The sequence below is a fragment of the Candidatus Methylomirabilota bacterium genome, assembly GCA_035936835.1.
Lineage (GTDB): Bacteria > Methylomirabilota > Methylomirabilia > Rokubacteriales > CSP1-6 > AR37.
Map to the genome: position 1 here is coordinate 1 of DASYVT010000146.1, position 23,435 is coordinate 23,435.

21 protein-coding genes are annotated in these 23,435 nt (G+C 69.7%); all 21 read right to left on the reverse strand.

Annotated elements, in window-relative coordinates; translation table 11 throughout:
- On the reverse strand, nt 1-373 hold a 373-nt coding region (carB, locus tag VGV06_12775; protein HEV2056026.1), incomplete at its 3' end, for a carbamoyl phosphate synthase large subunit.
- A 3-nt stretch (nt 374-376) separates the two neighbouring features.
- Nucleotides 377-643, reverse strand: coding sequence for a hypothetical protein (locus VGV06_12780; GenBank protein HEV2056027.1), 267 nt, complete (start codon nt 641-643; stop codon nt 377-379).
- 4 nt (nt 644-647) lie between these two features.
- Nucleotides 648-1,766 carry a glutamine-hydrolyzing carbamoyl-phosphate synthase small subunit gene (gene carA / locus VGV06_12785; GenBank protein ID HEV2056028.1) on the reverse strand — a complete coding sequence of 373 codons (1,119 nt, stop codon included), beginning with the start codon at nt 1,764-1,766 and terminating at the stop codon, nt 648-650.
- Complete coding sequence (locus VGV06_12790) at nt 1,763-3,037, reverse strand: dihydroorotase (protein ID HEV2056029.1); 1,275 nt, start codon at nt 3,035-3,037, stop codon at nt 1,763-1,765. The genes carA and VGV06_12790 overlap by 4 nt, the downstream gene beginning before the upstream one ends.
- On the reverse strand, nt 3,034-3,960 hold the full coding sequence (locus tag VGV06_12795; protein ID HEV2056030.1) for an aspartate carbamoyltransferase catalytic subunit: 927 nt from the start codon (nt 3,958-3,960) through the stop codon (nt 3,034-3,036). Before VGV06_12795 ends, VGV06_12790 begins: the two co-directional genes overlap by 4 nt.
- Nucleotides 3,961-3,963: 3 nt before the next feature.
- Complete coding sequence (pyrR, locus tag VGV06_12800; protein ID HEV2056031.1) at nt 3,964-4,515, reverse strand: bifunctional pyr operon transcriptional regulator/uracil phosphoribosyltransferase PyrR; 552 nt, start codon at nt 4,513-4,515, stop codon at nt 3,964-3,966.
- 167 nt (nt 4,516-4,682) lie between these two features.
- Complete coding sequence (locus VGV06_12805; protein HEV2056032.1) at nt 4,683-5,633, reverse strand: ABC transporter substrate-binding protein; 951 nt, start codon at nt 5,631-5,633, stop codon at nt 4,683-4,685.
- Complete coding sequence (locus VGV06_12810) at nt 5,630-6,640, reverse strand: S8/S53 family peptidase (protein ID HEV2056033.1); 1,011 nt, start codon at nt 6,638-6,640, stop codon at nt 5,630-5,632. The genes VGV06_12805 and VGV06_12810 overlap by 4 nt, the downstream gene beginning before the upstream one ends.
- Before the next feature lie 37 nt (nt 6,641-6,677).
- The gene (locus VGV06_12815) at nt 6,678-7,262 is read right to left on the reverse strand and encodes a hypothetical protein (GenBank protein ID HEV2056034.1); all 585 of its coding nucleotides are present in this window, start codon (nt 7,260-7,262) and stop codon (nt 6,678-6,680) included.
- Between the two features lie 181 nt (nt 7,263-7,443).
- The gene (locus tag VGV06_12820; GenBank protein HEV2056035.1) at nt 7,444-10,830 is read right to left on the reverse strand and encodes an adenylate/guanylate cyclase domain-containing protein; all 3,387 of its coding nucleotides are present in this window, start codon (nt 10,828-10,830) and stop codon (nt 7,444-7,446) included.
- A 36-nt stretch (nt 10,831-10,866) separates the two neighbouring features.
- Entirely contained in the window at nt 10,867-12,051 is a 1,185-nt protein-coding gene (locus VGV06_12825) for a CoA transferase (protein HEV2056036.1), read from the reverse strand.
- 2 nt (nt 12,052-12,053) lie between these two features.
- Nucleotides 12,054-12,308, reverse strand: a complete 255-nt coding sequence (locus VGV06_12830; protein ID HEV2056037.1) for a hypothetical protein — start codon at nt 12,306-12,308, stop codon at nt 12,054-12,056.
- Nucleotides 12,309-12,331: 23 nt separating this feature from the next.
- Nucleotides 12,332-13,576 (reverse strand): amidohydrolase family protein, encoded by a 1,245-nt coding sequence (locus VGV06_12835; protein HEV2056038.1) that lies wholly within the window; start codon nt 13,574-13,576, stop codon nt 12,332-12,334.
- A 20-nt stretch (nt 13,577-13,596) separates the two neighbouring features.
- Complete coding sequence (locus VGV06_12840; protein ID HEV2056039.1) at nt 13,597-14,412, reverse strand: DUF2877 domain-containing protein; 816 nt, start codon at nt 14,410-14,412, stop codon at nt 13,597-13,599.
- A 35-nt stretch (nt 14,413-14,447) separates the two neighbouring features.
- Nucleotides 14,448-15,188: an ABC transporter ATP-binding protein gene (locus VGV06_12845; protein HEV2056040.1), complete on the reverse strand. Its 741-nt coding sequence runs from the start codon at nt 15,186-15,188 to the stop codon at nt 14,448-14,450.
- Nucleotides 15,185-16,945 (reverse strand): branched-chain amino acid ABC transporter ATP-binding protein/permease, encoded by a 1,761-nt coding sequence (locus tag VGV06_12850; protein ID HEV2056041.1) that lies wholly within the window; start codon nt 16,943-16,945, stop codon nt 15,185-15,187. Before VGV06_12850 ends, VGV06_12845 begins: the two co-directional genes overlap by 4 nt.
- The gene (locus VGV06_12855; protein ID HEV2056042.1) at nt 16,945-17,814 is read right to left on the reverse strand and encodes a branched-chain amino acid ABC transporter permease; all 870 of its coding nucleotides are present in this window, start codon (nt 17,812-17,814) and stop codon (nt 16,945-16,947) included. The genes VGV06_12850 and VGV06_12855 overlap by 1 nt, the downstream gene beginning before the upstream one ends.
- Before the next feature lies 1 nt (nt 17,815).
- The gene (locus VGV06_12860; protein HEV2056043.1) at nt 17,816-18,994 is read right to left on the reverse strand and encodes an ABC transporter substrate-binding protein; all 1,179 of its coding nucleotides are present in this window, start codon (nt 18,992-18,994) and stop codon (nt 17,816-17,818) included.
- Between the two features lie 157 nt (nt 18,995-19,151).
- Entirely contained in the window at nt 19,152-20,519 is a 1,368-nt protein-coding gene (locus VGV06_12865) for a sigma-54 dependent transcriptional regulator (GenBank protein ID HEV2056044.1), read from the reverse strand.
- Nucleotides 20,520-22,784 carry an ATP-binding protein gene (locus tag VGV06_12870; protein HEV2056045.1) on the reverse strand — a complete coding sequence of 755 codons (2,265 nt, stop codon included), beginning with the start codon at nt 22,782-22,784 and terminating at the stop codon, nt 20,520-20,522.
- Complete coding sequence (locus VGV06_12875; protein ID HEV2056046.1) at nt 22,781-23,356, reverse strand: DUF4390 domain-containing protein; 576 nt, start codon at nt 23,354-23,356, stop codon at nt 22,781-22,783. Before VGV06_12875 ends, VGV06_12870 begins: the two co-directional genes overlap by 4 nt.
- Nucleotides 23,357-23,435: the final 79 nt, after the last annotated feature.

Below are 23,435 nucleotides of genomic sequence, written 5' to 3' on the forward strand. Positions count from 1 at the left end.
TCTTGATGGCGGGCAGCTTGGCGCCGATCAGCTCGACGCCGAAGCGGTCGAGCGTGCCGTCCTCCGCCAGCGTCACCGCGAGATTGAGCGCCGTCTGGCCGCCCACCGTCGGCAGCATGGCCTGGGGGCGCTCGCGCTCGATGACCTTGGCGACGAACTCCGGCGTGAGCGGCTCGATGTAGGTGCGGTCCGCCATCTCAGGGTCGGTCATGATGGTCGCGGGGTTCGAGTTGATCAGGACGACCTCGAACCCTTCTTCCCGCAGCGCCTTGCAGGCCTGGGTGCCCGAGTAGTCGAACTCGCAGGCCTGGCCGATGACGATGGGCCCGGAGCCGATCAGCAGGATCTTCCGGATATCGGTCCGCTTGGGCACGTGTTACGCCTCGACGGCCCCGTAGACGATGGAGGTCTCGGGCGCGGCCTCCTCGCGCTTGTAGAGCACGTCGTCGAGCCGCCCCGAGCCGATCCAGACCGCTTCGCCGTTGCCCCAGAGCTTTTCGCCCAGCACGCTCATGCGCTTTTCCACGCGCTCCTTGATGGCGTGCGCCTCCATGGCCAGCTCGCTCTCGACGGTGAAGGCGGACCATTCCGGTTTCTGGCCCGTCTCCTCGGTCTTCCGGTACGAGACCAGGTACTTGGGCATCCGATCACCCTCCTTCCATCAATTTGATGAACCGTTGGAACAGGTAGTGAGAGTCGTGAGGCCCCGGCGAGGCTTCAGGGTGGTACTGGACGGAGAAGACGGGCAGCTCGCGGTGGCGCATGCCCTCCGAGGTGTCGTCGTTCAGGTTGACGTGCGTCTCGACGAGCCCAAACTTCTCCACCGACTTCGGGTCCACCGCGAAGCCGTGGTTCTGCGCGGTGATCTCGACGCGCCCGGTCAGGAGGTCTTTTACCGGATGGTTGGCGCCGTGATGGCCGAACTTGAGCTTGTACGTCTTGCCGCCGAAGGCTAACGCCAGGATCTGGTTTCCGAGGCAGATGCCGAAGATCGGCGCCTTGCCGATGAGCCCACGGACGGATTCGACCAGGTACGGCACGCCCTCCGGGTCGCCCGGGCCGTTGGAGAGGAAGACGCCGTGGGGTTTCCGCTCGAGGACGGCCGCCGCCGGCGTATTCGCGGGCACCACCTCGACCTCGCAGCCGAGCGAGGACAGCTGGCGCAGGATATTGCGCTTGATCCCCGAGTCGAAGGCGACGACGCGGAAGCGCGCTTTGGGAGCCCGCGTGTAGCCCTTGGCGATGGTCCATTCGCCCTCGCTCCAGCCGTACGGCGCGTCCACGGTCACCTCGCCGACGAGGTCCCGGCCGACCAGGCCCGGCAGGGCCCGCGCCCGCTCGACGACGCGCCCCGCATCCGCGTCCTCTGTCGAGATGATGCCCTCTTGCGCGCCGTGGTCCCGCAGGTGGCGCGTGAGCGCGCGCGTGTCGATGCCCTGGATGCCGACGATGCCGTGCTCGCGCATGTAGTCCTCGATCGCCACCCGCCCGCGCCAGCTCGACGGGTACGCGCAGGCCTCCTTGACGATGAAGCCGTTGACCCACGGCCGCCGCGACTCGACGTCTTCCGCGTTGATCCCGTAGTTGCCGATGAGCGGGTACGTCATGCAGACGAGCTGGCCGTGGTACGACGGGTCGGTCATGATCTCCTGGTAGCCCGTCATCGACGTGTTGAAGACCACCTCGCCGTGTGCCTCGCCCGTGGCGCCGCAGGCCCGGCCCTTGAAGACGCGGCCGTCGGCAAGCGCGAGCAGCGCCGACGTCATGCCGTCACCACCTTCCCGCCGACGATGGTCATGACCGGCGCGCCCGTCCCCGCGAAGCCGCCGAAGGGCGTGTTGCGGGCGCGCGAGTGGAAGCGGGCGGGCTCGACCGTCCACGCGCGCTCGAGGTCGAGCACGGTGATGTCCGCCGGCGCGCCCTGCGCCAGGCTTCCGCCGGGCAGGTTCAGCAGCCGCGCGGGCCCCGGGGAGAGCCGCTGGACGAGCGTCGGCAGGTCCATGCGCCCGGCGCGCACCAGCCGGTCGAGCAGCATCGGCACCGCCGTCTCGAGACCGACCACGCCGTTGGCGCACTCCCCGAACTCGCCCTCCTTCTCGGACAGCGCGTGCGGGGCGTGGTCCGTCGCGATGCAGTCGATGGTGCCGTCGAGCAGGCCCTCGAGCACCGCCTCGACATCGCGCTTGGTGCGGAGCGGCGGCGCGACTTTGGTATTGGGGTCATAGTCGCGCACGGCCTCGTCCGTCAGCAGGAGGTGGTGCGGCGTCACCTCGGCCGTCACGCGCACCCCGCGCGCCTTGCCGTCGCGCACGAGGCGGACCGACCCAGCCGTCGAGACGTGGGCGATATGGACGTGCGCCCCCGTCAGCTCCGCCAGCAGGATGTCACGCGCGACCATGACATCCTCGGCGGCCCAGGGCTGGCCCAGGAGCCCGAGCTCGGTCGAGACCCGCCCCTCGTGCATCGCACCGCTGTGGGCCAGGTGCTCGTCCTCGGCGTGGCTGATGATGGGCGTGCCGAAGGGCAGGGTGTACTCCATCGCGCGGCGGTAGATCTCGGCGTTCATCACGCACTTGCCGTCGTCGGAGAAGGCGACGCAGCCGGCCTCGGCCAGCTCGGCCATCTCGGCGAGCTCCTGCCCCTGGAGCCCGCGCGTGACGGCGCCGATCGGGTAGACGCGGACCACTCCCTCGACGCGGGCCTTGGCCAGGATGTAGTCGGTGACCGAACGGTTGTCGTTGACGGGCAGCGTGTTCGCCATGCAGGCGACGGCCGTGAAGCCTCCCGCTGCCGCCGCGCGCGTGCCGCTGGCGATGGTCTCCTTGTACTCGTAACCCGGCTCGCGGAGGTGGACGTGGATGTCGATCAGGCCCGGGCAGACGACCTTGCCCTCGGCGTCCACGACCTCGATGCCCTCCGGGGCCTTGATTCCCTTGCCAACCTTCCTAATGACGCCGTCGGCGACGAGCACGTCGGCCACGGCGTCGACGCCGTTGGCGGGATCCACGACGCGGCCGCCCCTGATGAGGAGGCTCATGCCGCCTTCCCTCCCGCCAGCAGGTAGAGCACGGCCATGCGCACCGCCACCCCGTTGGTGACCTGGTCGAGGATGACCGAGTACCGGCTGTCGGCGACTTCCGGCGAGATCTCGACGCCGCGGTTCACCGGCCCGGGATGCATGATCAGGACGTCGGGCCGGCAGTGCTTGAGCCGGTCCAGGCCGAGCCCCCACACGCGCGAGTACTCGCGCAGCGAGGGGATGAAGCCGCCCGTCATCCGCTCGTGCTGGAGTCGCAGCATCATGATGACGTCGGCGTGCGCGATGGCCTCCTCCAGCCGGTGGCTGACCTTGACGCCCATCTCCTGGCAGGCGGGCGGGATCAGCGTCGGCGGCCCCGCCACCGTCACCGTCATGCCCATCTTGCGCATGCCGTGGATGTTGGAGCGCGCCACGCGGCTGTGGGTGATGTCGCCCACGATGGTGACGTTGAGCCCCTCGAGATGGCCCTTCTTTTCACGGATCGTGAGGAGGTCGAGCAGCGCCTGGGTCGGGTGCTCGTGCGCCCCGTCGCCCGCGTTGACCACCGAGCACTTGAGGTGCCTGGCGAGCAGCGCCGGGCCGCCCGCCGCCTTGTGGCGCACCACGACCACGTCCGGGCTCATGGCCTCGATGTTCTTCGCCGTGTCGAGGAAGCTCTCGCCCTTTTCCGCGCTCGAGCCCGAGACGGAGAAGTTGATGACGTCGGCCGAGAGCCACTTGCCCGCGATCTCGAAGGAGGTGCGCGTCCGCGTCGAGGTTTCGTAGAAGAGGTTGACGACGGTCTTGCCGCGCAGCGCCGGCACCTTCTTGATCTCGCGGGTCGCGATCTCCTTCATCGACTCGGCCGTGTCGAGCATGTCGGTGATCTCGGCCGCTTCGATGTCCTGCATGCTGACGAGGTCCTTCCGCGTCCACGCCATGGACTACTCCTCTGTGGGCTCTTGAATGACGACGCGGTCCTGGCCGTCGTGCTCGCGGAGCATGACGGCGACGGTTTCCTTGCGGCTCGTGGGCAGGTTCTTGCCGACGTAGTCGGGACGGATGGGCAGCTCGCGGTGACCCCGGTCGACCAGGACGGCCAGCCGGATTACGCGCGGGCGGCCCAGGTCCATGAGCGCGTCCATGGCCGCCCGGATCGTCCGGCCGGTGAACAGGACGTCGTCCACGAGGACGACCGTCAGGTTCTTGAGCGGGAAGGGGATCTCGGTGCTCCGGACCTGGGGCTGCTCTGTGCGGCTGCCGAGATCGTCACGGTAAAGCGTGATGTCGAGCGCGCCCACCGCGGGGCGCTTACCCTCGATCCCGGCGATCTTTTCGGCGATGCGCCCGGCGAGCGTCTCGCCGCGCGTCTTGATGCCGACCAGCGCCAGGTCGGCGCCGCCCGCCTGCTCGACGATCTCATGCGCGATGCGCGTCAGCGCCCGGTCGAGCCCCGCCTGGTCCAGCACCTCCGCCTTCTGCTTCGGGGCGGTCATGACCGGGACACCCGCGGGCAAAAAAAACGCCCAGCGCGTGGCTGGGCCGCTCTCAACCTAGTCTCCCGGTGCTTCATTGCTGCTCCTTGCGGGCCTCTCAGGGTCCGCTTAAAGGAGTGAATCAAGGTACTGCGCTACTCTACCCTCTGTCTACCGCAGCTGTCAAGTCACGCTCCGATCACGGTGTCGGCTCGCGTCAGCAGAGAGCGCGGCAGCGCGAGGCCAAGCGCCCGGGCCGTTCCGGCGTTTACCGTCAACTCCAGGTGCGTGAGCAGCTCCACGGGCAGCGTGGCGGGCCCGGAGCCCGCGAGGATACGCGCCACCATGGCGGTCGCCCGCCGGATGACTTCTGCCGTGTCGCCGTACAGCGCCATCAAGCCGCCGGCCTCGGTGAAGGATCTCGCGCCGTACACCGCCGGCAGCCGGCTCTCGGCCGCAAGGTCGACGAGCCGGCGAGCGTGGAGTGCGAACAACCCATCCGGCAGCACGAGCAGACCGTCCATCTCCTCCACCACGATGGCGGCGAAGGCCCGCTCGACCTCCTCAACGCTCCGCGCCTCGAACGCGCGCACCTCGACGGCCTGCCCGGCTGTGCCGCGGAGATGCCTAAGCACATGCTCGCTGGAGGGGCTGTCGGGATTTGTCAATACCGCGACACGACCGACGCTGGTCACGGCCTGCGCGAGCAGTCTCAGCCGCTGGCCCGCGATCTCGGCCTCCGACGGCACCGACAGGCCTGTCACGTTGCCTCCCGGCCGGGCCACGCTCGCCACGAGACCCTCCCCGACGGGGTCGCCCCCGGCGACGAAGACGATCGGGATGGCCCTGGTCACGCTCTTGGCCGCGCGCGTAGGTCCCGCCCCGGCGGTGACGATGACGTCGACGCCCAGACTCACGAGCTCCGCCGCCAGTTCGAGGAGGCGATCGCGCCGCCCATCAGCCCACCGGCATTCGATTTCTGCGGCCGATGTCTTCACCGTCCACGGAATGGGGCTCACGTCACCGAGTACGCCGATGCGCGGCACCCGGCCCGCGGTCGCCGGGCGGGCCTCGGCGATGAGCGGGGCCACGAGGACGGCGAGCGCGGTGCCCTGGATGAAAGCCCGCCGGTCGATCACTTCGGGACCGCTTCGTTGCAGTTCAGACGCCCACTAGGCTTCACCGCCGTCGTCGTCAGGGCGGTTTTGAGGTCCGCCCCCGTGAGGTCCGGCTTCTTCTCCTTGACGAGGGCGGCGCATCCGGCCACGATCGCCGACGCGGCCGAGGTGCCCTGCATCGAGAACTGGGCGTGGAACTTCAAGGGCAGCAGGATTATTGGCGACGGCTCATATTCGGTGTCCGCCGTGCTCACATTCTGCCCCGGCGCCCAGATGGCGCCACGCTTGTCGTTGTAGGGCACCTCCTGGCCCCCCACTTTGTCGAGCGTCATGGCGGCGACGGCGATGACATTGCTGAGCTTCGTCCAGTCCGGAAGCGGATAGGCGCTGTCGTCCCAGACCGACGCGACCACGAACAGGATTCCCTTTTGGGTGGGGTGAGTGCCAGCGCCGGTGACGAGCTTCTTGAGGCGCTCGTGCACGTCAGGCGTGCTGGCGGGATAGCCGCCGAGCGCGATGAGGATGACGTCCGGCGTCTTGGCGATCGCCGCCGTGACCCCGTTCACGAGCGAATCAGCCGACACCAGCCCGCAGTCGATCTTGACAGGGAATAGCGCCGCGGCCGGCGCCACACCCTGGGTGATGGGGAGATGACCGAGAGCCGGATCGGGGCCGGGGTCTTTGCCCAGCGCAATCCCCGCGAGCTGCGTTCCGTGGCCGTTCGAGTCCCTGGTGTCGGCGCTGTTGCTCCCGCACGTCGCGACGCCGGGCAGCAAGACCTTCGCCAGATCCTCGTGGTCCGTCGCCACGCCCGTGTCGACGATGGCGATGGTTCTGTCGATCCCTGTCGCCCTCTTGTGGACAACGCCCAGCTCGAGAAAGTCGTACCACCAGAAGGGCCCGAGATCCGTGTTGACGTAGCTCCACGTCCCGACTGTCGATTCTTTCATTGTTGTCGCGCACGCGGTCAGCAGCAAGGACAACGCGCCGACAACCACGAGCCAGACGCCACGTCGATAGCGAGTCATCAGGCGCCTCCCCCCTCGCGGGGTGCTGTTGCGATCACTAGTAGGGCTGGGTGACGCTCGTATCGACCTTCTCGACGGTCCCCTGCGCCGCGATGACCGCGAGGAGATAGTGCTCGACAAAGCGATCTGTGCCGAAGGCCATGACGACAGGAATCACCTGGAACGGCCTCCTCGCCTTCTGCTTGCAGCGGAGCTTGAGCGTGATGTCGGCGACCAGCTTGAACCGTCCTCCCGCGGGCGCCAGCGCGACGGCATAGCCAGCCCACTTGCCGCCGAATGCCTTCTCGAGCTCGTAGATGACGCCTTTGTCCTTCGTCACTCCCATGTCCGCGGTGCTGCCGTCGTTCATTCTGGCCCAAAGCGTGAAATCGAGGACGTCATCCGGCTTGACGCCTCCGAGCCCGAGCTTGCCGGCCGGCGGCGCCCCCGGCGGGGGGCCGGGGTGTGTCGTCTTTTGGGCGCGCGCCGTCTTTAGGCTGGCCGGCTGCTCGCGGCCGACGGGAACCGGCGCGCCGGTGAAGGACAGCTCGCTGACTCGATGGAGCTGATCTGTCTTCGGGTCGTAGTAGCTCTCCAGCGTATGGAGCGTGACCTGGATGTACCCGCCTGCGCCAGCGCCCATGAGGCGTCCCCCGTGTTGAGGGTGCGTAGCTCAGATAGTTGCGTGCCGTCGGCCGCTCGGTGCCGCGGACCGTCTTGACCCGGCAGGGCCGTACCCGGCTCCGCTCCACCAACAGCCGGGCCCGCCATGGTTCGGACTAACGGGATCCCAAGCGAGATAGTGGCTGTGCGACCCGGCATAGTCAAGACTCAATGTTCCCCGCCCGCAGCCCATCCTTCAGCGCGCGCTCCGCCTGTCCCAGCCAGTGGGGCATGTCCGCTGCGCCGAAAATCTCCACGGCCGCCGAGAACTCGGAGGCTGCCTGCTGGCGTCTGCCCATCCGCAGGTACAGGTCGCCGAGGGTCAAGTGGCAGCGCGCGGCCAGCGGCCGCATCCCCAGGCTCTCCGCCGCGGCGAGGGCGGCACCCAGCTCGCGCTCCGATCGGTCGAACGCCTCCGGACCGACGTTGGCGGCCACGGCGCCGAGGAGATGCCGGGCCCATGCCATCGGACCCCGGGCATTCATCATGGTCGTGATGTCCAGGAAGAGCTCGGCCAGCGGAAGCGCCTCGTCGGCACGACCCGCGGCGAGGTAGGCCTCGGCCATGCCGCCTGAGCGAAGCCAGTGGCCGAGACGGGATTTCAACGCGATGGCTCGGCTGACGGCCCGGTCGAGGAGCGCCACCGCGTCGTTCGCCCGGCCCGCCTGCGCGAAGGCGGAGCCGAGCGGCAGGGCGACCTCCAGGAACACGGGCGGGAGGTCGGCCGTCTCGCAGATGGCCTTCCCGCGCTCGAGCGTCTGGATCGCCTCCGCGAAATCGCCGCGCTTGAGGTGGAGCGTCCCGATCCCGAGCAGGGCGAACACCTCGCTGTGGGGATGATTCAGGCCCTCGGCGATGCGAAGTCCTTCGAGCCCGACCGCGAGGCCGTGCGCGAACTGCCCCTGCTCCGCGAGGGACCAGGTCATGACCGTGCGGGAGTACACGGAGGGCGGGAATGCCATCCCGAACCGCTTGCGTTCGAGGTCCCCCGTGAGAAGGCGCCGCGTCTCTTCGCCCAGCGCGATCGCCTTCGCATGGTCGCCCGGCCCGTAGAAGTAGGCGAGGCTTAGGACGGCCGCGGCCGGAACCAGAAGGGTCGGATCGTCGAGTCCCGCGGCGATCCGACGCGCATCCTCACCGTAGGTGATCGCGCGCTCGAAATCGCCCCTGAGCACGAAGAAGTTCGTGAGGAAGGAGAGGGTGAGTCCGAGTCGTCTCTGGTCGCCGAGCGTGCGCGCGAGACCCTCGGCCTCCGTGAGCACGTCGAGCATGCGGCCGTACTCACCGATCGGCGAGAGAGCGGTGCGCAGCTCGTGCCGCAGATCGATTCCTTGGGCGAGCGTGTCGGGGTTCTTGGGCAGGTGCTCGAAGGCCTGGAGCGCCTGTTCGAAATAACGCACGTCTGTCCGGTGAGCCGAGCGGGCGAAGGCCCGCGCCCCCGCTTCGCGGCAGTACGTGACCGCCTTGCCCCAGACGCCGCCGCGGAAGGCGTGATGGGCGAGCCGTTCGACCTGCTCGGCGGTGCGGTCGCCGGCAATGCTCTCGAGCGTCTCGACCAGGCGCGCGTCGAGGGCGCGGCGGCGGTCCTGGAGCAAGGTGCCGAAGGCCACGTCGAGCGTCAGCGCGTGCTTGAACGTGTACTCGAAGATCGGGAAGAGGCTGGTTTCGTACAGGAACTCGGCCGCTTGGAGCTGGTGAACGCTCCGGCGCAGCTCGTCGTCCGAGACCTCGGCGATGGCCTCGAGCAGCGGGAGCGGCACGTCCTTGCCGATGACGGCCGCGCATTGTAGGACCCGCTTGTCTTCGGTCGGCAGCCGGTCGATGCGCGCGGCGAGCAGGGCCTGGACGGTCGCGGGGACCTCGACCGTGTCGGCCCGGCGGCCCACGCGGTACGCGCCGCGCTCGCCGTAGAGCGCGCTGGTCTCGACCAGGTGACGGACGCTCTCTTCCAGGAAGAGGGGATTGCCCTCCGTGCGCTCGATGAGCTGCGCCCGGAGTGTCGCCACGTCCGCGCCGTCACCCAGGAGGTCGCGAAGGAGCTCCTCGGCCATCCCGTGTTGCAGCGGGTGGACGGCGATCTGGGCGTAGTAGCTTTTCCGGCTCCAGCCCTGCTTGTACTCCGGCCGGTACGTGACGAGGAGCAGGATGCGCGCGGCCGGCAGGCTCTCCACGAGCGCGTCGAGGACGGCCTGCGCCTCCGGATCGATCCAGTGCAGGTCCTCGATCACCAGGCACAGCGGCCGGCGCTGGCTCTCGCGGATGAGCAGCCGCCGGATGGCGTCGAGCGTGCGCTGCCGGCGCTGCCTCGGGTCGAGACCTTCCCACGCGAGGTCCTCGACGGGCAGATCGAGCAGGGTCAGCAGGGCGGGGAGCGCCCCGAGGAGCGATTGGTCGAGGTCGAGCAGCGCCGCCGTCACCTTGTCGCGGATGGCGCGCGCGTCGTCCCACTCCTGGAGATCGAAGTAGCCGCGGAGCAGCGAGATCATCGGCAGGTATGCCGCGCTCGTGTCGAAGGAGGTCGCGAACGCTTCAAGGACCCGCCACTCCGCCGACAGATGGACGGTCGTGAACTCGCGGACGAGGCGCGACTTGCCGACTCCCGGCTCGCCGACGAGGGCCACGACCTGGCCGTGTCCGCCCCGAGCCTGCTCCAGCGCCGCCGACAGCTCGCCCAGCTCCGCCTCCCGCCCGACGAACCGGCTCAGCCCACGCGCGGCCGCCAGCTGGAGCCTGGAGCGGATCGGTCCCGGTCCGCTGAGCTCGTAGATCGCCACGGGGGCGGCCAGTCCCTTGACCGGGACCGGGCCGAGGGACTTCACGGCGACGTATCCCTCGACGAGCCGCAGCGTGTGCTCGGTAAGGAAGATCTGGCCCGGCGGGGCGAGCTGCTCCATGCGCCCCGCCAGATGTGTCGTCTGGCCGACGGCGGTGTAGTCCATCCGCAAGTCGCCGCCCACCGATCGCACCACGACCTCGCCGGAGTTCAGGCCGACGCGGATCTGGACGGAGAGCCCGTGCCGCTGGCGCAGATCCTCGGCCAACGAGCCGATGCTGTCCTGCATCCGCAGGGCCGCGTAGCAGGCGCGAACGGCGTGATCCTCGTGGGCGAGCGGCGCGCCGAAGAGCGCCATGATGCCGTCGCCCATGACCTGGTTGACGGTGCCCTCGTACCGGTGGACCGCCTCCATCATCCGTTCGAGCACCGGATCGAGGAGTCGCCGGGCGTCTTCCGGGTCGCGATCCGCGAGGATCTCGAGCGAGCCGCGAAGATCGGCGAAGAGCACGGTCACCTGCTTCCGCTCGCCTTCGATCGCCTCGCGCGCATGGATGATCTTCTCGGCGAGGTATCGCGGCGTGTACTCGTGCGGGTCAGGGGCGGTCTGCGGGGTTCCGGCCGCCGCCAGAGGCGCGCCGCAGTCGGAGCAGTAGGTGTTGGCGGGTGCGTTCAGGCTGCGGCAGGTGGGGCACGTCCGGCCGAGCGGGGCGGAGCATTCCCCACAGAACCGTGCGCCGGCGGGCGATTCATGCCGACACCGGGGACACTGCATGGTGGTCTGAACGCTACTCCCCGCGCTGTAAGTGAGTCAAGCGCCGAGCGCGACGGCGCCGGCCGCCGCGAGGCGGTGGATCTCATCCTCGGCGTAGCCGAGCTCGCGCAGGACCTCGGCGGTGTGCTGGCCGAGGAGCGGGGCGGGGCGGCGGATCGAGGCGGGAGTCAACGACGCGCGGGCGGGGAAGCCCAGCGCGTGCACCGGACCCAGCCCCGGCTGGTCCATCTCCGTGACGAGCCCCAGGTGCTTAACTTGAGGGTCCTCGAAGACCTCGTGGAACTCGTAGACGGGCCCCGCGGCGATCGAGGCCGCCTCGAAGCGCTCGACCCACTCCGCCGTCGGCGCCTTACTGAGCCGCGTGTCCACGTACGCCTGGAACTCGTCGTAGCGCGCGGTGCGGTCCGCATTGGTGGCGAAGCGCGGGTCGGTCTCGAGCTCGGGCTCGCCGAGCGCGCCGCAGAAGCGCCCCCACTGGTTCGTGTTCATGATCACGATGTTGATGTAGCCGTCCTGCGTCTTGTACGCCCCGCCCGGGGCGATTGCCGGGTTGCGGTTGCCCTGGCGCGTGGGCCGGACGCCCGTGTCGAAGTAGATGGCGGTGGGATCGGGCAGCAGCGACAGGCTGGAGGCCAACAGGTTCACGTCGAGGTACTGGCCGCGGCCTTTGCTGAAGCGGTGGACGAGCGCGGCGCAGACGCTGCCGAAGGCCACGAACGCCGCCGAGAGATCCGACGTGGAGCCGGCCACCCGCGTCGGCGGATCGCCGGGATGGCCGGTGAGCGCCATCAGGCCGCTCATGCCCTGGGCGATGGTGTTGTAGCCGGGGCGTTTCGCATGCGGCCCCGTCTGGCCGAAGCCCGTGACGGAGACGTACACGACGGCCGGGTTCACGGCGCTCACTGCCTCGTAGCCCAGGCCGAGCTTGGCGGCCACTCCGGGCAGGAAGTTCTCCACGACCACGTCGGCCCGGCGCGCCAGCTCGAAGGCGACCTTGCTGCCTTCCGGGTTCTGGAGGTCGAGCGCGATCCCGCGCTTGTTGCGGTTGATGGCGCCGAAGGACGCGCTCATCCCATTCCGTCCTCGGAGCACGCGCAGGTCGTCGCCCGCCGGGGGGCGCTCGACCTTGATCACGTCGGCGCCGAGGTCGCCCAGGAGCGCGGCGCAGTACGGTCCCGCGATCACGCGCGAGAGGTCGAGGACGCGGATGCCGTCGAGCATGGTCACGAGGCAGGCACCGCCCGGCCCCGCGCCCACTCGCGCAGGTCCTCGACCTCCTCGGCGCGCGTGACGGACAGGGGCTTGGTCGCCTTGAGATCCTCCAGGATGTGCTCGGTCGAGAGTAGGGCGCGCCGCGCGAAGGCCGTGTAGAGCGCGGCCACGACGGCCTGCTCGACGCGCTCCTCCTCGAGCGTTTCGATGGCGATGAGAGGCGTGCGCGAGGTGATGAGGATCTCGAGAGTCCGGAGCGCGTCCATATCTGCTTTTCAGTCTGGCATGATCACGCGCCGCTGCGCCAGAACTCCCTGCAGGTGCGTTCGTGTTCGAGGGACAGCCGTCCGGCCTTGACGACGAGCCGGCGGGGCGCCATGGTCGTCACGACCTCGGCCGCCCGCTCCGTCTCCCAGAGCACGAGGTCGGCCCGGGCGCCCACGCGGAGGCCGTAGTCGGGCAGCCGGAGGATTCGCGCGGGGTGTTCGGTCAACATCGCGAGAACGTCCTGGACATCCCTTTCCGTCCCCATGTGAGCGGCCGCCGTCATGAGATAGCCCATGAGGGCCAGGTCGCCCGTGCCCATCGGGGTGAAGGCGTTCAGGATGTTGTTGGTCGCCGCCGCCACGGTCACGCCCGCCGCCAGGAGCCGCTTGGCCGGCGCCACGCCGCGCCTGACGTTCCTGACGTCCTTCCGCCCCATGAGGTAGAGATCCGTCGCGGGCAGGATGATGACGCCGACGCCCGCGTCCTTGAGGATCGCGGCGGCCCGGTCGAGCTCGTTCGGCGCGAGCGCCGCGAGCTCGCTCGCGTGCCCGACGGCGACGCGCCCCTGCCAGCCGAAGCGCACGGTCTGCTCGGCGACGTAGAGGACGTCCATGTGCTCGGGCTCGTCGAAGAAGTCGATGTGGAAGTCCACGTCCACGTCGAACTCGCGCGCGAGGCGGAAGACGATGTCGATCTGGGCGTGGGCGTCCGTGTCGTTGTACGGGCAGCCGCCGATCAGATCAGCGCCGTTCCGCAGCGCCTGCCCGAGCAGGCCTTCCGTTCCGGGCGAGCGGAGGATGCCCTCCTGCGCAAAGGCGCAGAGCTGAAGGTCGATGGCCGGCGCGTACTCGCGCTTGAGCTTGGTGAGCGCCTCGAGGCCCTTGAGGCCCACGATGGGGTCGATTTCGACGTGGCTGCGCATGGCCGTGGTGCCGGCGCGCACGGCCTGGTCGAGGACCCGGCGGGCGCGGGCGCCGATGTCCTCGACCGTGAAGCGGCGCTTGGCCTCGGCGGTCACCCGGAGCGCCTCGGCCACCGTGCCTTCGATCGAGGGCGCCCGCTCGGAGAGGAGCGCCTTGTCGAGATGGATGTGAGCGTCCACGAGCCCCGGTGTGAGGACCCGGCCGCCGCAGTCCACGGCGCGGTGGGCCGGGTGGCCCGTCAGCGAGCCGATCTCGGCGATCTTGCCGTCGAGCGTGCCGAGGTCCACGAGCCGCCCGTCGGGCAGGCGACAGCCCTGCAGCAGGAGATCGAAGGACGGGACCATTTATCTTTTGGCCACGCGGGCTATCGCCGGGCCACGCGGGCCTCGAGCGCGCGGCACCCGAGGCGGATGCCGCAGACGGTGTCGGCCCCTGAGGTCGCGCCCATCGCAAGCAACCGCCTGGCTGCGTCCGCGGCGGATTCGTCGGAGAGGGCGGTCAGGAGGGCGAGGACGGGCTCGGCGAATCGCCCGTCGAGGGCCTCGAGGAGAAAGTCCCGCGCCAGATCGGTAGTCCGGCTCCGGGCCGCCTCGGCGAGCCGGTCGCGCTGTCCCGCGTGCGGCGCGAGCCAGCCGGGCGCCAGACGATGGACCGCGGCCAGCGCGCCGAGCACGCAGTCGTCTCCCGCGGGTGTGAGGCCCTCGCCGAACCCGATGAGCGCGCAGGCGGCGTCGGCGAATGCGCGGGCGTCGCCTGCCGCGATGCCGCGGGCCAGCGCCTGCCGCGTCCGCGCGCCGGCTGGGGAGCGCAAAGCCTCCGCGCCCGCCCGGTCGGGCAGGGCATCCGCGGCGAAGCCAAGCGGGCCGTTCGGCATCTCGAGCGCCACGCGCTCGGCGTCCCGCCAATCGAAGGCCCAGCGCCCGATCGGCATCCCGGGCGCCACGGTTCCGCGCGGGGGCAGCCGATCGAGCGCGATGGCGAACGGCGCCGCGAGCGGTCCCGGGCCGTGCAGCGTCAGCAGGTGGCCGTCACGCCAGAGGACGTTGACCGCGCGCTCGAAGACTGAGTGGACGAGGCCCGTCTTCTCGGGCTCGCGCGAGAGCCGCTCCAGCGAGACGCTTCCCAGCCGCATCACGCGCAGGGGATCGAGGACGGCGGGCTGCTGCGGCGGGGCAGGCATGGCGGATGGCATCATAGTCGCCGCCGGCCGGGCCTTCAAGGCGCGCCCGCGCTGGCGCGGCGCCCGAGGTACGCGTCGATCACCGCCGGATTGCTTCGAACCTCCCGGGCGGGGCCTTCGAGCGTGATGCGCCCGCGCTCGAGGACATAGGCGCGGTCGGCCAGTGCCAGGGCCTGTGCGGCCATCTGCTCGACCAGCAGAACCGTCACGCCTTGGGTTCTCAATCGCTCGATCACGGCAAAGATCTCCCGCACGAGGATGGGCGCCAGGCCCAATGACGGCTCGTCGAGCAGCAGCACGCGCGGCCTGGCCATGAGCCCGCGCGCCACCGCCAGCATCTGCTGCTGGCCGCCGGAGAGAGCGCCGGCGGGGAGCTCGAGCTTTTCGGCGAGGGCGGGGAAGAGGGTGAGTGCGCTCTCGAGGTCCGCGCGGACCGCCGCAGCGTCACGCCCGCTCGGGCGCGCCAGGGCGCCCAGCATGAGGTTGTCGCGCACGCTCTGGTCCGCGAAGACGCCGCGCCCCTCGGGCACGAGCGCGATGCCGTGCCGCGCCACCCACCACGAGGGCCGGCCGGCGATGTCCCGGCCGTCTGCCACGACGCGACCCGCGACGGGACGGAGGACACCGGCGATGGTCTTCAGCAAGGTCGTCTTGCCCGCGCCGTTGGCCCCGATGACGCAGACGATCTCCCCCGGCCGGACGTCCAGCGTGACGTCGTGGAGGATGGCGACGGCGCCGTAGGAGACGCGGAGCCCGGAGACCGCGAGCGCGCTCAAGGCGCTCCGCCCAGGTAGGCCTCGATCACCGCCCGGTCGCGGCGGATCGCGTCAGGAGTTCCGTCGGCGATGACCCGCCCGTAGTCGAGCACCGTGATCCGGTCCGAGACGGCCATCACGAGGTCCATGTGGTGCTCCACGAGGATCACGGCCGGGCCGCCTTGCTGGCGGAGCGTGGTCAATTGCTCGTCCAGCGCCGTGATCTCAGCGGGCGAGAGGCCCGCTGCCGGCTCGTCGAGCATCAGGAGCAGGGGCCCTGTGGCGAGCGCCCGCGCGATCTCGAGCTTGCGCCTGAGGCCGGCCGCCAGCGCCTCGGCGGGCTCTTCGGCCACGTCGGCGAGCCCGAGCGCTTCGAGCAGCGCCTGGGCGCGCGCCTGGATCGCGGCTTCGCGAGCGCGGGCGCCGGGCGTCCCGGCGAGCGCGCCGAGGACGGCGCCGAGCCGAGGGCCCGCGACGCCCACCGCGACGTTCTCCCTCGCCGAGAGACCGCCGAAGACCTGCGCTGTCTGGAAGGTGCGGGCGATGCCAAGGCGCGCGACCGCGTAAGGCGGCAGCCCGTCGATGCGTCGGCCCCGCAGGGCGAGCCTGCCGCTGTCCGGCGCGTAGTAGCCCGAGAGCACGTTGACGAGCGTCGTCTTGCCCGCGCCGTTCGGGCCGATGACCGCGTGAATGCTTCGGCCGTCGACCGCGACGTTGGCATCGGCGAGGGCCGTGACGCCGCCGAACGCGAGGCTCACTCCTTCTGCGGTGAGCAGCGGACCGTGCGGCTGCCCCTCACCCCGGCCCTCTCCCCTCTGGGGAGAGGGCGTCTTGGAGCCTCTCCCCTGGAGGGGGAGAGGCCTGGGTGAGGGGGTGCGACTTCCTGCGCGCCGCGCTTTCGAGACCTTGCCTACCACGCCTTCGGGCAGCCAGTAGATCGAGACGAGCAGGAGCGCGCCGTAGAGGATGAGACGGTAGTCCAGGAGCCTGGTCAGCAGCTCCGGCAGGATGGTGAGCGCGAGGCTGCCCGCGACGGGGCCGGCGATGCGCCCGAGCCCGCCGAAGAGGAGAGCCAGGAGGAAGAGGATCGAGGTCTGCAGCGTGAAGCTGTCGGGCGAGATGTAGCCGTTCAGGAACGTGAAGAGCGCTCCTGCCGCGCCCGTGAACGCGGCCGAGACGGTGAACGCGGCGATGCGCACGTAGTAGGAGGACAGCCCCAGCGACTCCGCGGCGACCTCGCTGCTCTTGACCGCGAGGAAGGCGCGCCCCCAGGCCGAGCGGCGAAGGTTAGCGGTGAGCCAGAGCGCCAGCGCGGCCGCCAGCATCACCGTCCAGTAGTGGGTGCGCAGGGCGGGCTTGGGGATGTTGAAGATTCCGCCGGGCCCGCCGGTGACCGAGCCCCACTCGATCAGCACCCCCTCGACGATCAGGCCGAAGGCGATGGTGACCATCGCGAGATAGGGCCCGGAGACACGGAGCGCGGCGGCGGCGACCGCGGCGCCGACGACGGAGGTGACGACGATGGCCGCGGCGATGGCCGCCCACTCGCCCAGCCCCGCGCGTGTGGCGCAGAGCGCGGCCGTGTAGGCGCCGAAGGCGTAGAGGCCAGCGTGGCCGAGCGAGGTCTGGCCGGTGAAGCCCACCAGCACGTTGAGCCCGGCCGTCACGATCGTCAGGAGCCCGACGGACATGGCGACGTAGAGGTAGTACGTGTTGGACGTGAAGAGCGGAATCATCGCGGCCGCGGCGGCGAGGGCGGCCCAGCCCAGCCGGTCCATCACACCCGCCTCGACGGCTTGTCGCCCATTAGTCCCCACGGCTTCAGGATCAGCACCAGGATCACGAGCCCGAAGCCCACGATCTCGCGCGCGCGGGTGGAGATATAGCCGGCAGTGAAGGCCTCGACGAGCCCGTATCCGAGGCCCGCGATGACGATGCCGGGCGCGGAGGTGAGCCCGCCGATGATGGCGACGGCGAAGGCCTTGAGCCCGATGATGGTGCCCATCTGCGGCGCCACGTTGAGGAGCGGCGCCAGCAGCACTCCGGCCACGCCGGCCAGGATGGCCGAGAGCGCGTAGGAGGCCATGACGGCGCGGGGGATGTTGATGCCCATGAGCCCGGCGGCCTCGCGGTTCCAGGCCACGGCCTTGAGCTGCTTGCCGTACGAGGTCCGGTGGTAGAAGAGCTGGACCACGCCCATGAGCAGGAGCCCCACCACCGGCACCAGGAGCTCTTGAGGATAGAAACCGGCCGAGCCCACGAAGATGGGCTTTTGCATGAACGGCGAGGGGAAGGCGCGCGCGTCCTTGCCGAAGGTCAGCTGCGCCACGTTCTCCGCGATGATGCCGACGGCGATGGTGGCGAGCAGCCAGGCGGGCGAGGCGCGGAGGAAGAAAGGGCGGACGGCGATGCGCTCGACGAGGGCGCCGTAGCATGCGAGCGCGGCCAGCGTGATCACGAGGGCGAGGGGGAAGGGCCAGCCCAACGCCACGAAGACGGTGTAGGCGACTACGGCGCCCGCCATCACGGCGTGGCCCTGGGAGAAGTTCATGGTGCGGCTGGTCGCCCAGGTGATGTGGTAGCCGAGGGCGACCAGCCCGTACATGCTGCCCAGGGCCAGGCCGGTGACGACGAGCTGGACGAGCAAGTTACTTCATAGTCACCGGGACGATCTTGCCGGCCTTCCAGACGACCATGACGTAGTCTTCGTCGGTCAGCGCGTCGTGCTGCTCGGGCGTGAACGGCCGCTTGTAGGTCTTGATGAGCCCCTTGTACTCACCCTTGAGGTTCTCGAGCGCATCGCGGACTTTGGATCCCTCGGTTGATCCGGACTGGTCGAGCGCGAGGGCGACGAGGTGGAGGCCGTCGTAGGCGTTCGCCGTGCCCACCGGCGCGATGACGTCGCCCGGCTCCTTCACCCCGTACTTCTCGCGCAGCATCTTGAGCACGTACTGGCCGCGCTCGTTCTGCTTGCCGGAGAAGGTGTACGTCTGGAGGAACGTGACGCCCTCGGACAGGTCGCCGGTCAGCTCGGCGAAGCGGCCGCCCGAGATGCCCCAGTGGGAGATCATGGCCGTGTCCCAGCCGAGCTTGGCCTTGGAGCGCAGGACCTGCGCGCCCTCGGGCGCGTTGGCCACGAGGACGATGTGGTCGGCGCCCGCGCTCTTGAGGCGGAGGAGCTGCGGGCTCATGTCGGGGTCGTTCCAGTTGAAGCGCTCGACCCCGACCGCCTTGATGCCCTTCTCGCCGAACCACTTGGTCAAGCCGGCCTCGTTGGACTGCCCCCACGGCGTGTTCTCGAGCAGCAGGCCCGGCTTGCCCTTCTTCAGGACCTCGATCGCGTAGCGCGACAGGAACCGGTCGACGTAGTCGTCGTTGGCCGAGACGCGGAACACGTAGTTCGGCGTCTGCCCGTTGCGCGTGATGTTGGTGCCGGCGGCCCAGGCGCCCATGTATGGCGTCTTGAGCTCCTGCCAGACCGGCACCTGGGCAAGCGCCACCGTCGTGTGCAGGCCGCCGAAGACCGCCGCCACCTTCTCGCGCTCGACGAGCTCGCGCGCGATCGTGACGCCCTTCTGGGGGTTGCCCTCATCGTCACGAATGACCAGCTCGAGCTTGCGCCCGCCGAGCACGCCGCCCTTGGCGTTGATCTCGTCGATGGCGATCTGGAGCCCGCGCTTGATCGCCTCACCCGAGGCGGCGGAGCCGCCGGAGACGGCGGCCGACAGCCCGATCTTGACGGGCTCCTTCGATTGGGCAAGCGCCGGACCGACGGCGCTGAGCGCGACAGCCAGCACGATGGAGAGAATCACGGAGACACGTCGCATCCTGAACCTCCTTGGCGGGTCGAGACCCGCGTGGAATCTTGTCCCAGGCTGTGCCCGGCTGTTCCACGACGGCACTGGCGCGGCAGGGGCCCTACCTAGGTATCACGAAACCCCGCTGAAGGAAACGGCTTGGCGGCGTCGCGGGCTCCAAGGCTGGCTACGGCTTGGGCGGGCTGATGCCGTAAGTCTTGAGCTTGCGGTAGAGGTGGCTGCGTTCGATGCCGAGCTTCTCGGCCGTGCGGGTCATGTTCCACTCGTGCGCGCGCAGCTCGCCGAGGATGTAGGCGCGCTCGAAGGCGTCGCGGGCATCCTTGAGCTTCCGGTCGCGCTGCGGGTCGTCGCCTGCTTCCGCCTCCGCGCGAGTGCGGAGGGGGGGCGGCAGGTTCTCGGGACCGATGACGTCGCGGGGGGCCATGATGACCAGCCGCTCGACCATGTTGCGGAGCTCGCGCACATTGCCCGGCCAGTCGTAGGTGAGGAAGTAGGCGAGCGCCTCGGCGGCGATCGTCTTCGGGCGCCGCCCGTTCTCGGCCGAGAAGAGCGCGATGAAGTGCTCCACGAGCGCCGGGATATCTTCTTTTCGCTTGCGGAGAGCGGGGACCTCGATCGGGATGACGTTGAGCCGATAAAAGAGATCCTCGCGGAAGCGGCCGGCGCCGATCTGCTCCTGGAGGTTTTGGTTCGAGGCGGTGATAACGCGGACGTCCACGCGGATCGTCTCCTTGCCGCCGACGCGCTCGAAGGCCTGCTCCTCCAGGACGCGCAGCACCTTGGCCTGGGTCTTGAGGCTCATGTCCCCGATCTCGTCGAGGAAGAGCGTGCCCCCGTCCGCCAGCTCGAACTTGCCCCGGCGGCGCGCGACGGCGCCGGTGAAGGCGCCCCGCTCGTGGCCGAAGAGCTCGGACTCGATCAGCTCCTCCGGCACGGCGGCGCAGTTGACCTCGACGAAGGGCCCCTCGGCGCGGGTAGAGCGGGCGTGGATGGCGCGCGCGACCAGCTCCTTGCCCGAGCCGCTCTCGCCGTGGATGAGGACGCGCCCCGTCGTCGGCGCCGCGACCGCGATCTGCTGGCGCAGCTCCTCGATCACGGCGCACTTGCCGACGATCTCCTGGCCGCGCTCCACGCGCTCCCGCAGCTGGCGATGCTGCTGCTGCAGGCGGGCATGCTCGAGCGTGCGCTCCACGACGAGGAGCGTCTTCTCGAGGGAGAGCGGCTTCTCGACGAAGTCGTACGCGCCGAGCTTGGTCGCCTTGACGGCGGTCTCGATGGTGCCGTGGCCCGAGATCATCACCACTGCCGTCTCCGGCCGCCGCTGCTTGATCTCGGCCAGCGCCTCGAGGCCGTCCATGCCGGGCATCCAGATGTCGAGGAAGACCAGATCCGGCGCGTCGTCGGCCAGGCGCGCCAGCGCCTCCTCGGCGGAGCCCACGGCCGTAACTCGGTAACCCTCGTCCTCGAGCACACCTCTTAAAGATGTCTGGATGGCGCGCTCATCATCCACGATCAGGACGTGCTCACCCGACATCTAGCCGGCCTTCACTGTCGCTTCAGGCTCGGTCGTGGCGCCCGCCAGCCGGCCAACGGGCAGCTCGACCACGAAGCGCGTGCCCTGCGGCACGGCGTCCTCGACCCAGATGGTGCCGCCGTGGTCGGTGACGATCTGGTGCACGATGGGCAGGCCCAAGCCCGTGCCGCCGGCCTTGGTCGAGAAATACGGCAGGAAGAGCCGCTCCTTGTCCTCGGCCGGGATACCGGGGCCGTCATCGGCGACGACGATGCGCGCGCGCCGGCTCTCCGGCAGCCAGATGGTCTCGACCGTGACGGCGCCCGCGCCGCCCACCGCCTCGACCGCGTTGTCCACGAGGTTGAGCACCGCGCGCTTGATCTGGTCCGGGTCGACCTCGACCGGCGGCATGTCGGGCGAGAACGACGCCTTGATGGCGAGCCCGGGATGGGACTCGCGGTAGAGGACGACCACGCCCTCGAGCAGGCGCCCGAGGTCCGTGGCGCGGGGCTGGAGCGCCGGCATCCGCGCGAAGCGCGAGAACTCGTCGACCAGCTGCTTGAGCCCCTCGACCTCCTGCACGATGGTGGCCGTGGCTTCCTCGAGGAGCTGCTTCTCCTCCGGGCTCCGGTCGGTGGACAGCCGGCGCCGGAGTCGCTGGGCCGACAGCTGGATCGGCGTCAGCGGGTTCTTGATCTCGTGCGCGATGCGCTGCGCGACCTCGCGCCAGGCCGCCAAGCGCTGGGCCTTGAGAAGCTCCGTCAGGTCGTCGAAGACGAGCACCATGCCCAGGTAGACGCCTTCGGGCCCCTTGAGGGCCGTCGCCGAGGCAAGCAGCGTGACCGCGTGACCTTCACGGCGCAAGTGGACTTCGCGCTCGAGCGAGCCCTCGCGCAGCCGGTTCATGCGCTGGATCAGCGCCGTGAGCTCGGAGTGCATCGGCGGCCGCAGCACGGCCGAAGCGGGCTGGTCCTGGGCCGACGCGGCCGGCACGCCCAGCATGCGCTCGGCGGCGCCGTTGATGGTGGTGATGCGCCCGGCCGGGTCGAGCGAGAGCACGCCCGTGGCGACGGCCTCGAGGACGGTCTCGGTATAGCGGCGCCGCTGCTCGACCTCCTCGTGCTTGGCCTGGAGGTCGCGGTAGGTGTGCTCGAGCTTGGTCTGCGAGGAGGCGAGGTCGCTCGTCATCCGGTTGAAGGAGTCGACGAGGACGCCGATCTCGTCGTCGGCGCGGACCAGGACCTTGTAGTTCAGGTTGCCCGCGGCGACCGCCCGCGTGCCCTCCGCGAGCATCTGGATGGGCTCCGTGATGCCGCGCGCGAGGTAGAGGCCGAACCACGTCGCCGAGAAGACGATGACGAGGGTCATCAAGAGGAAGAGCAGAATGTAGATGCCCTTGAGCGGCTGCTTGAGCAGCCGAAGCTGCTTGTACTCCTGGAAGGACTGGCTGATGCCCCGCAGGCGGGACTCGAGCCGCTGCGTCACGTAGCTGCCGACGACGAGCGCGCCCACGACGCCGCGGTCGCCGCTCTTGATGGGCACGATGGCCTGGATCATGTCGCCGTTGTCGAGCTCGTGGACCGTCGTCACTTCCTGCCCGGCGAGCCCCTGTCTCACCTGCTCCTTGTTCACCGATTTCGTCGGCACGGGCCCGATCGTCGCGTCCCTGGCGTGCACGATCAGCTGGCCGCCGCGATTGAAGACCGAGATAGCGGCGAGCCCGAGGCGCTCCTGCTGGCCGTTGAGGTACGTCTGCAGCAACGGGCGCTGGCTCGGGGCCATGAAGCCCTCGCGCGCGAGCACGTCGGCCATGTAGCGCGCGTGGCGCAGGGCCATGGCCTCCTGGCCCTGGTAGTACGTCTGCGCGACCTCGAGGGCCTGGTCGAGCGGCCGCTCCACCTGCGGTTTGAACCAGCCCTCGATGGACGTGTTGATGAAGTTGGACGCGATGATGAAGATGAGGATGGCCGGCGTCAGCGCCAGCGACAGGAAGGCGAGGACAAGCTTGGTCTTGAACCGCGCGCCCAGGACTTTCTGCCGGCGCTCGAACGCGAGCTTGACCAGGTTGCGGAAGAGCAGAACCACCAGCAGCAGGAAGACGATCAGGTTCAGGTTGAAGAGCGCGAACACGGCCAGGTTGGAGGCGAGGGGGACCTGGGGTGAATGGATCCAGACCTTGAACCCCCACCACGCCAGGGCCAGGAGCGCGAGCCCGCCGGAGACGATGAGCAGGTTGCGCCGGTAGTGGCCCCGCTGCTCGGCCGGCGTGTCGATCAGCGGGCTCACTGGCGCCTCAAGGGCGTGAGCAGGGGCGACGGGACCCAGTCCGACTCGGCCGCCTCTCCGCTAAAGCGGGCGATCCACGAGTTGACGCCGTTGAGCGAGACGTCGGCGCGGACCCGGATGAAGTAGAGCTCCTGCGGGTCGAGCGCAGTGTCCGGAGCGAGCTTGCCGGCGCGGAGCTCGGAGACGACGCGCTGGGCCTCGCGGAACTGCTTTGTCATGAAGGGCTCGCGCTCCTCGCCGCCGAGCGACACGACCTTATACTCCTTGGTCGCGGGGTTGTACGTCACCTGGCGCTCGATCGTGCGCGATTGCAGGAGCCGGTTGCGGAAGCGCTGCTGCCAGAGCTCCACGAGGAAGCGCACGTGCACGGGCACGCCGCTGTGCAGGCTCTCGCTGAGTGTGGACGGCACGGCGCCCAGGAGCACGCAATGGACGGTGACGTCGAAATCGTTGAGGAAGATGGAGAGGTTGCTGATGCGGAGCTCACTCTCGGCCCGGGCGGCCGGGGCCGGGAGGCAGACCACGAGCAGGGTGATCAGAGCGATCACCCAGGGGCTAGGCTGGTGGCTCACGACTGGAGGTCTCCCCACGGACACGTCATTATAACGTCGGGCGGGGCCAGGAGCCCGGGAAAGCCGGGCAGCCTGGAGG

Bases quoted from the DNA above. Each gene is read 5' to 3' on its own strand.
- VGV06_12780 (HEV2056027.1), bottom strand. From the start codon at position 643: ATGCCCAAGTACCTGGTCTCGTACCGGAAGACCGAGGAGACGGGCCAG.
- carA (HEV2056028.1), bottom strand. From the start codon at position 1,766: ATGACGTCGGCGCTGCTCGCGCTTGCCGACGGCCGCGTCTTCAAGGGC.
- VGV06_12790 (HEV2056029.1), bottom strand. From the start codon at position 3,037: ATGAGCCTCCTCATCAGGGGCGGCCGCGTCGTGGATCCCGCCAACGGC.
- VGV06_12795 (HEV2056030.1), bottom strand. From the start codon at position 3,960: ATGGCGTGGACGCGGAAGGACCTCGTCAGCATGCAGGACATCGAAGCG.
- pyrR (HEV2056031.1), bottom strand. From the start codon at position 4,515: ATGACCGCCCCGAAGCAGAAGGCGGAGGTGCTGGACCAGGCGGGGCTC.
- VGV06_12810 (HEV2056033.1), bottom strand. From the start codon at position 6,640: ATGACTCGCTATCGACGTGGCGTCTGGCTCGTGGTTGTCGGCGCGTTG.
- VGV06_12815 (HEV2056034.1), bottom strand. From the start codon at position 7,262: ATGGGCGCTGGCGCAGGCGGGTACATCCAGGTCACGCTCCATACGCTG.
- VGV06_12820 (HEV2056035.1), bottom strand. From the start codon at position 10,830: ATGCAGTGTCCCCGGTGTCGGCATGAATCGCCCGCCGGCGCACGGTTC.
- VGV06_12825 (HEV2056036.1), bottom strand. From the start codon at position 12,051: ATGCTCGACGGCATCCGCGTCCTCGACCTCTCGCGCGTGATCGCGGGA.
- VGV06_12830 (HEV2056037.1), bottom strand. From the start codon at position 12,308: ATGGACGCGCTCCGGACTCTCGAGATCCTCATCACCTCGCGCACGCCT.
- VGV06_12835 (HEV2056038.1), bottom strand. From the start codon at position 13,576: ATGGTCCCGTCCTTCGATCTCCTGCTGCAGGGCTGTCGCCTGCCCGAC.
- VGV06_12840 (HEV2056039.1), bottom strand. From the start codon at position 14,412: ATGCCTGCCCCGCCGCAGCAGCCCGCCGTCCTCGATCCCCTGCGCGTG.
- VGV06_12850 (HEV2056041.1), bottom strand. From the start codon at position 16,945: ATGGACCGGCTGGGCTGGGCCGCCCTCGCCGCCGCGGCCGCGATGATT.
- VGV06_12860 (HEV2056043.1), bottom strand. From the start codon at position 18,994: ATGCGACGTGTCTCCGTGATTCTCTCCATCGTGCTGGCTGTCGCGCTC.
- VGV06_12865 (HEV2056044.1), bottom strand. From the start codon at position 20,519: ATGTCGGGTGAGCACGTCCTGATCGTGGATGATGAGCGCGCCATCCAG.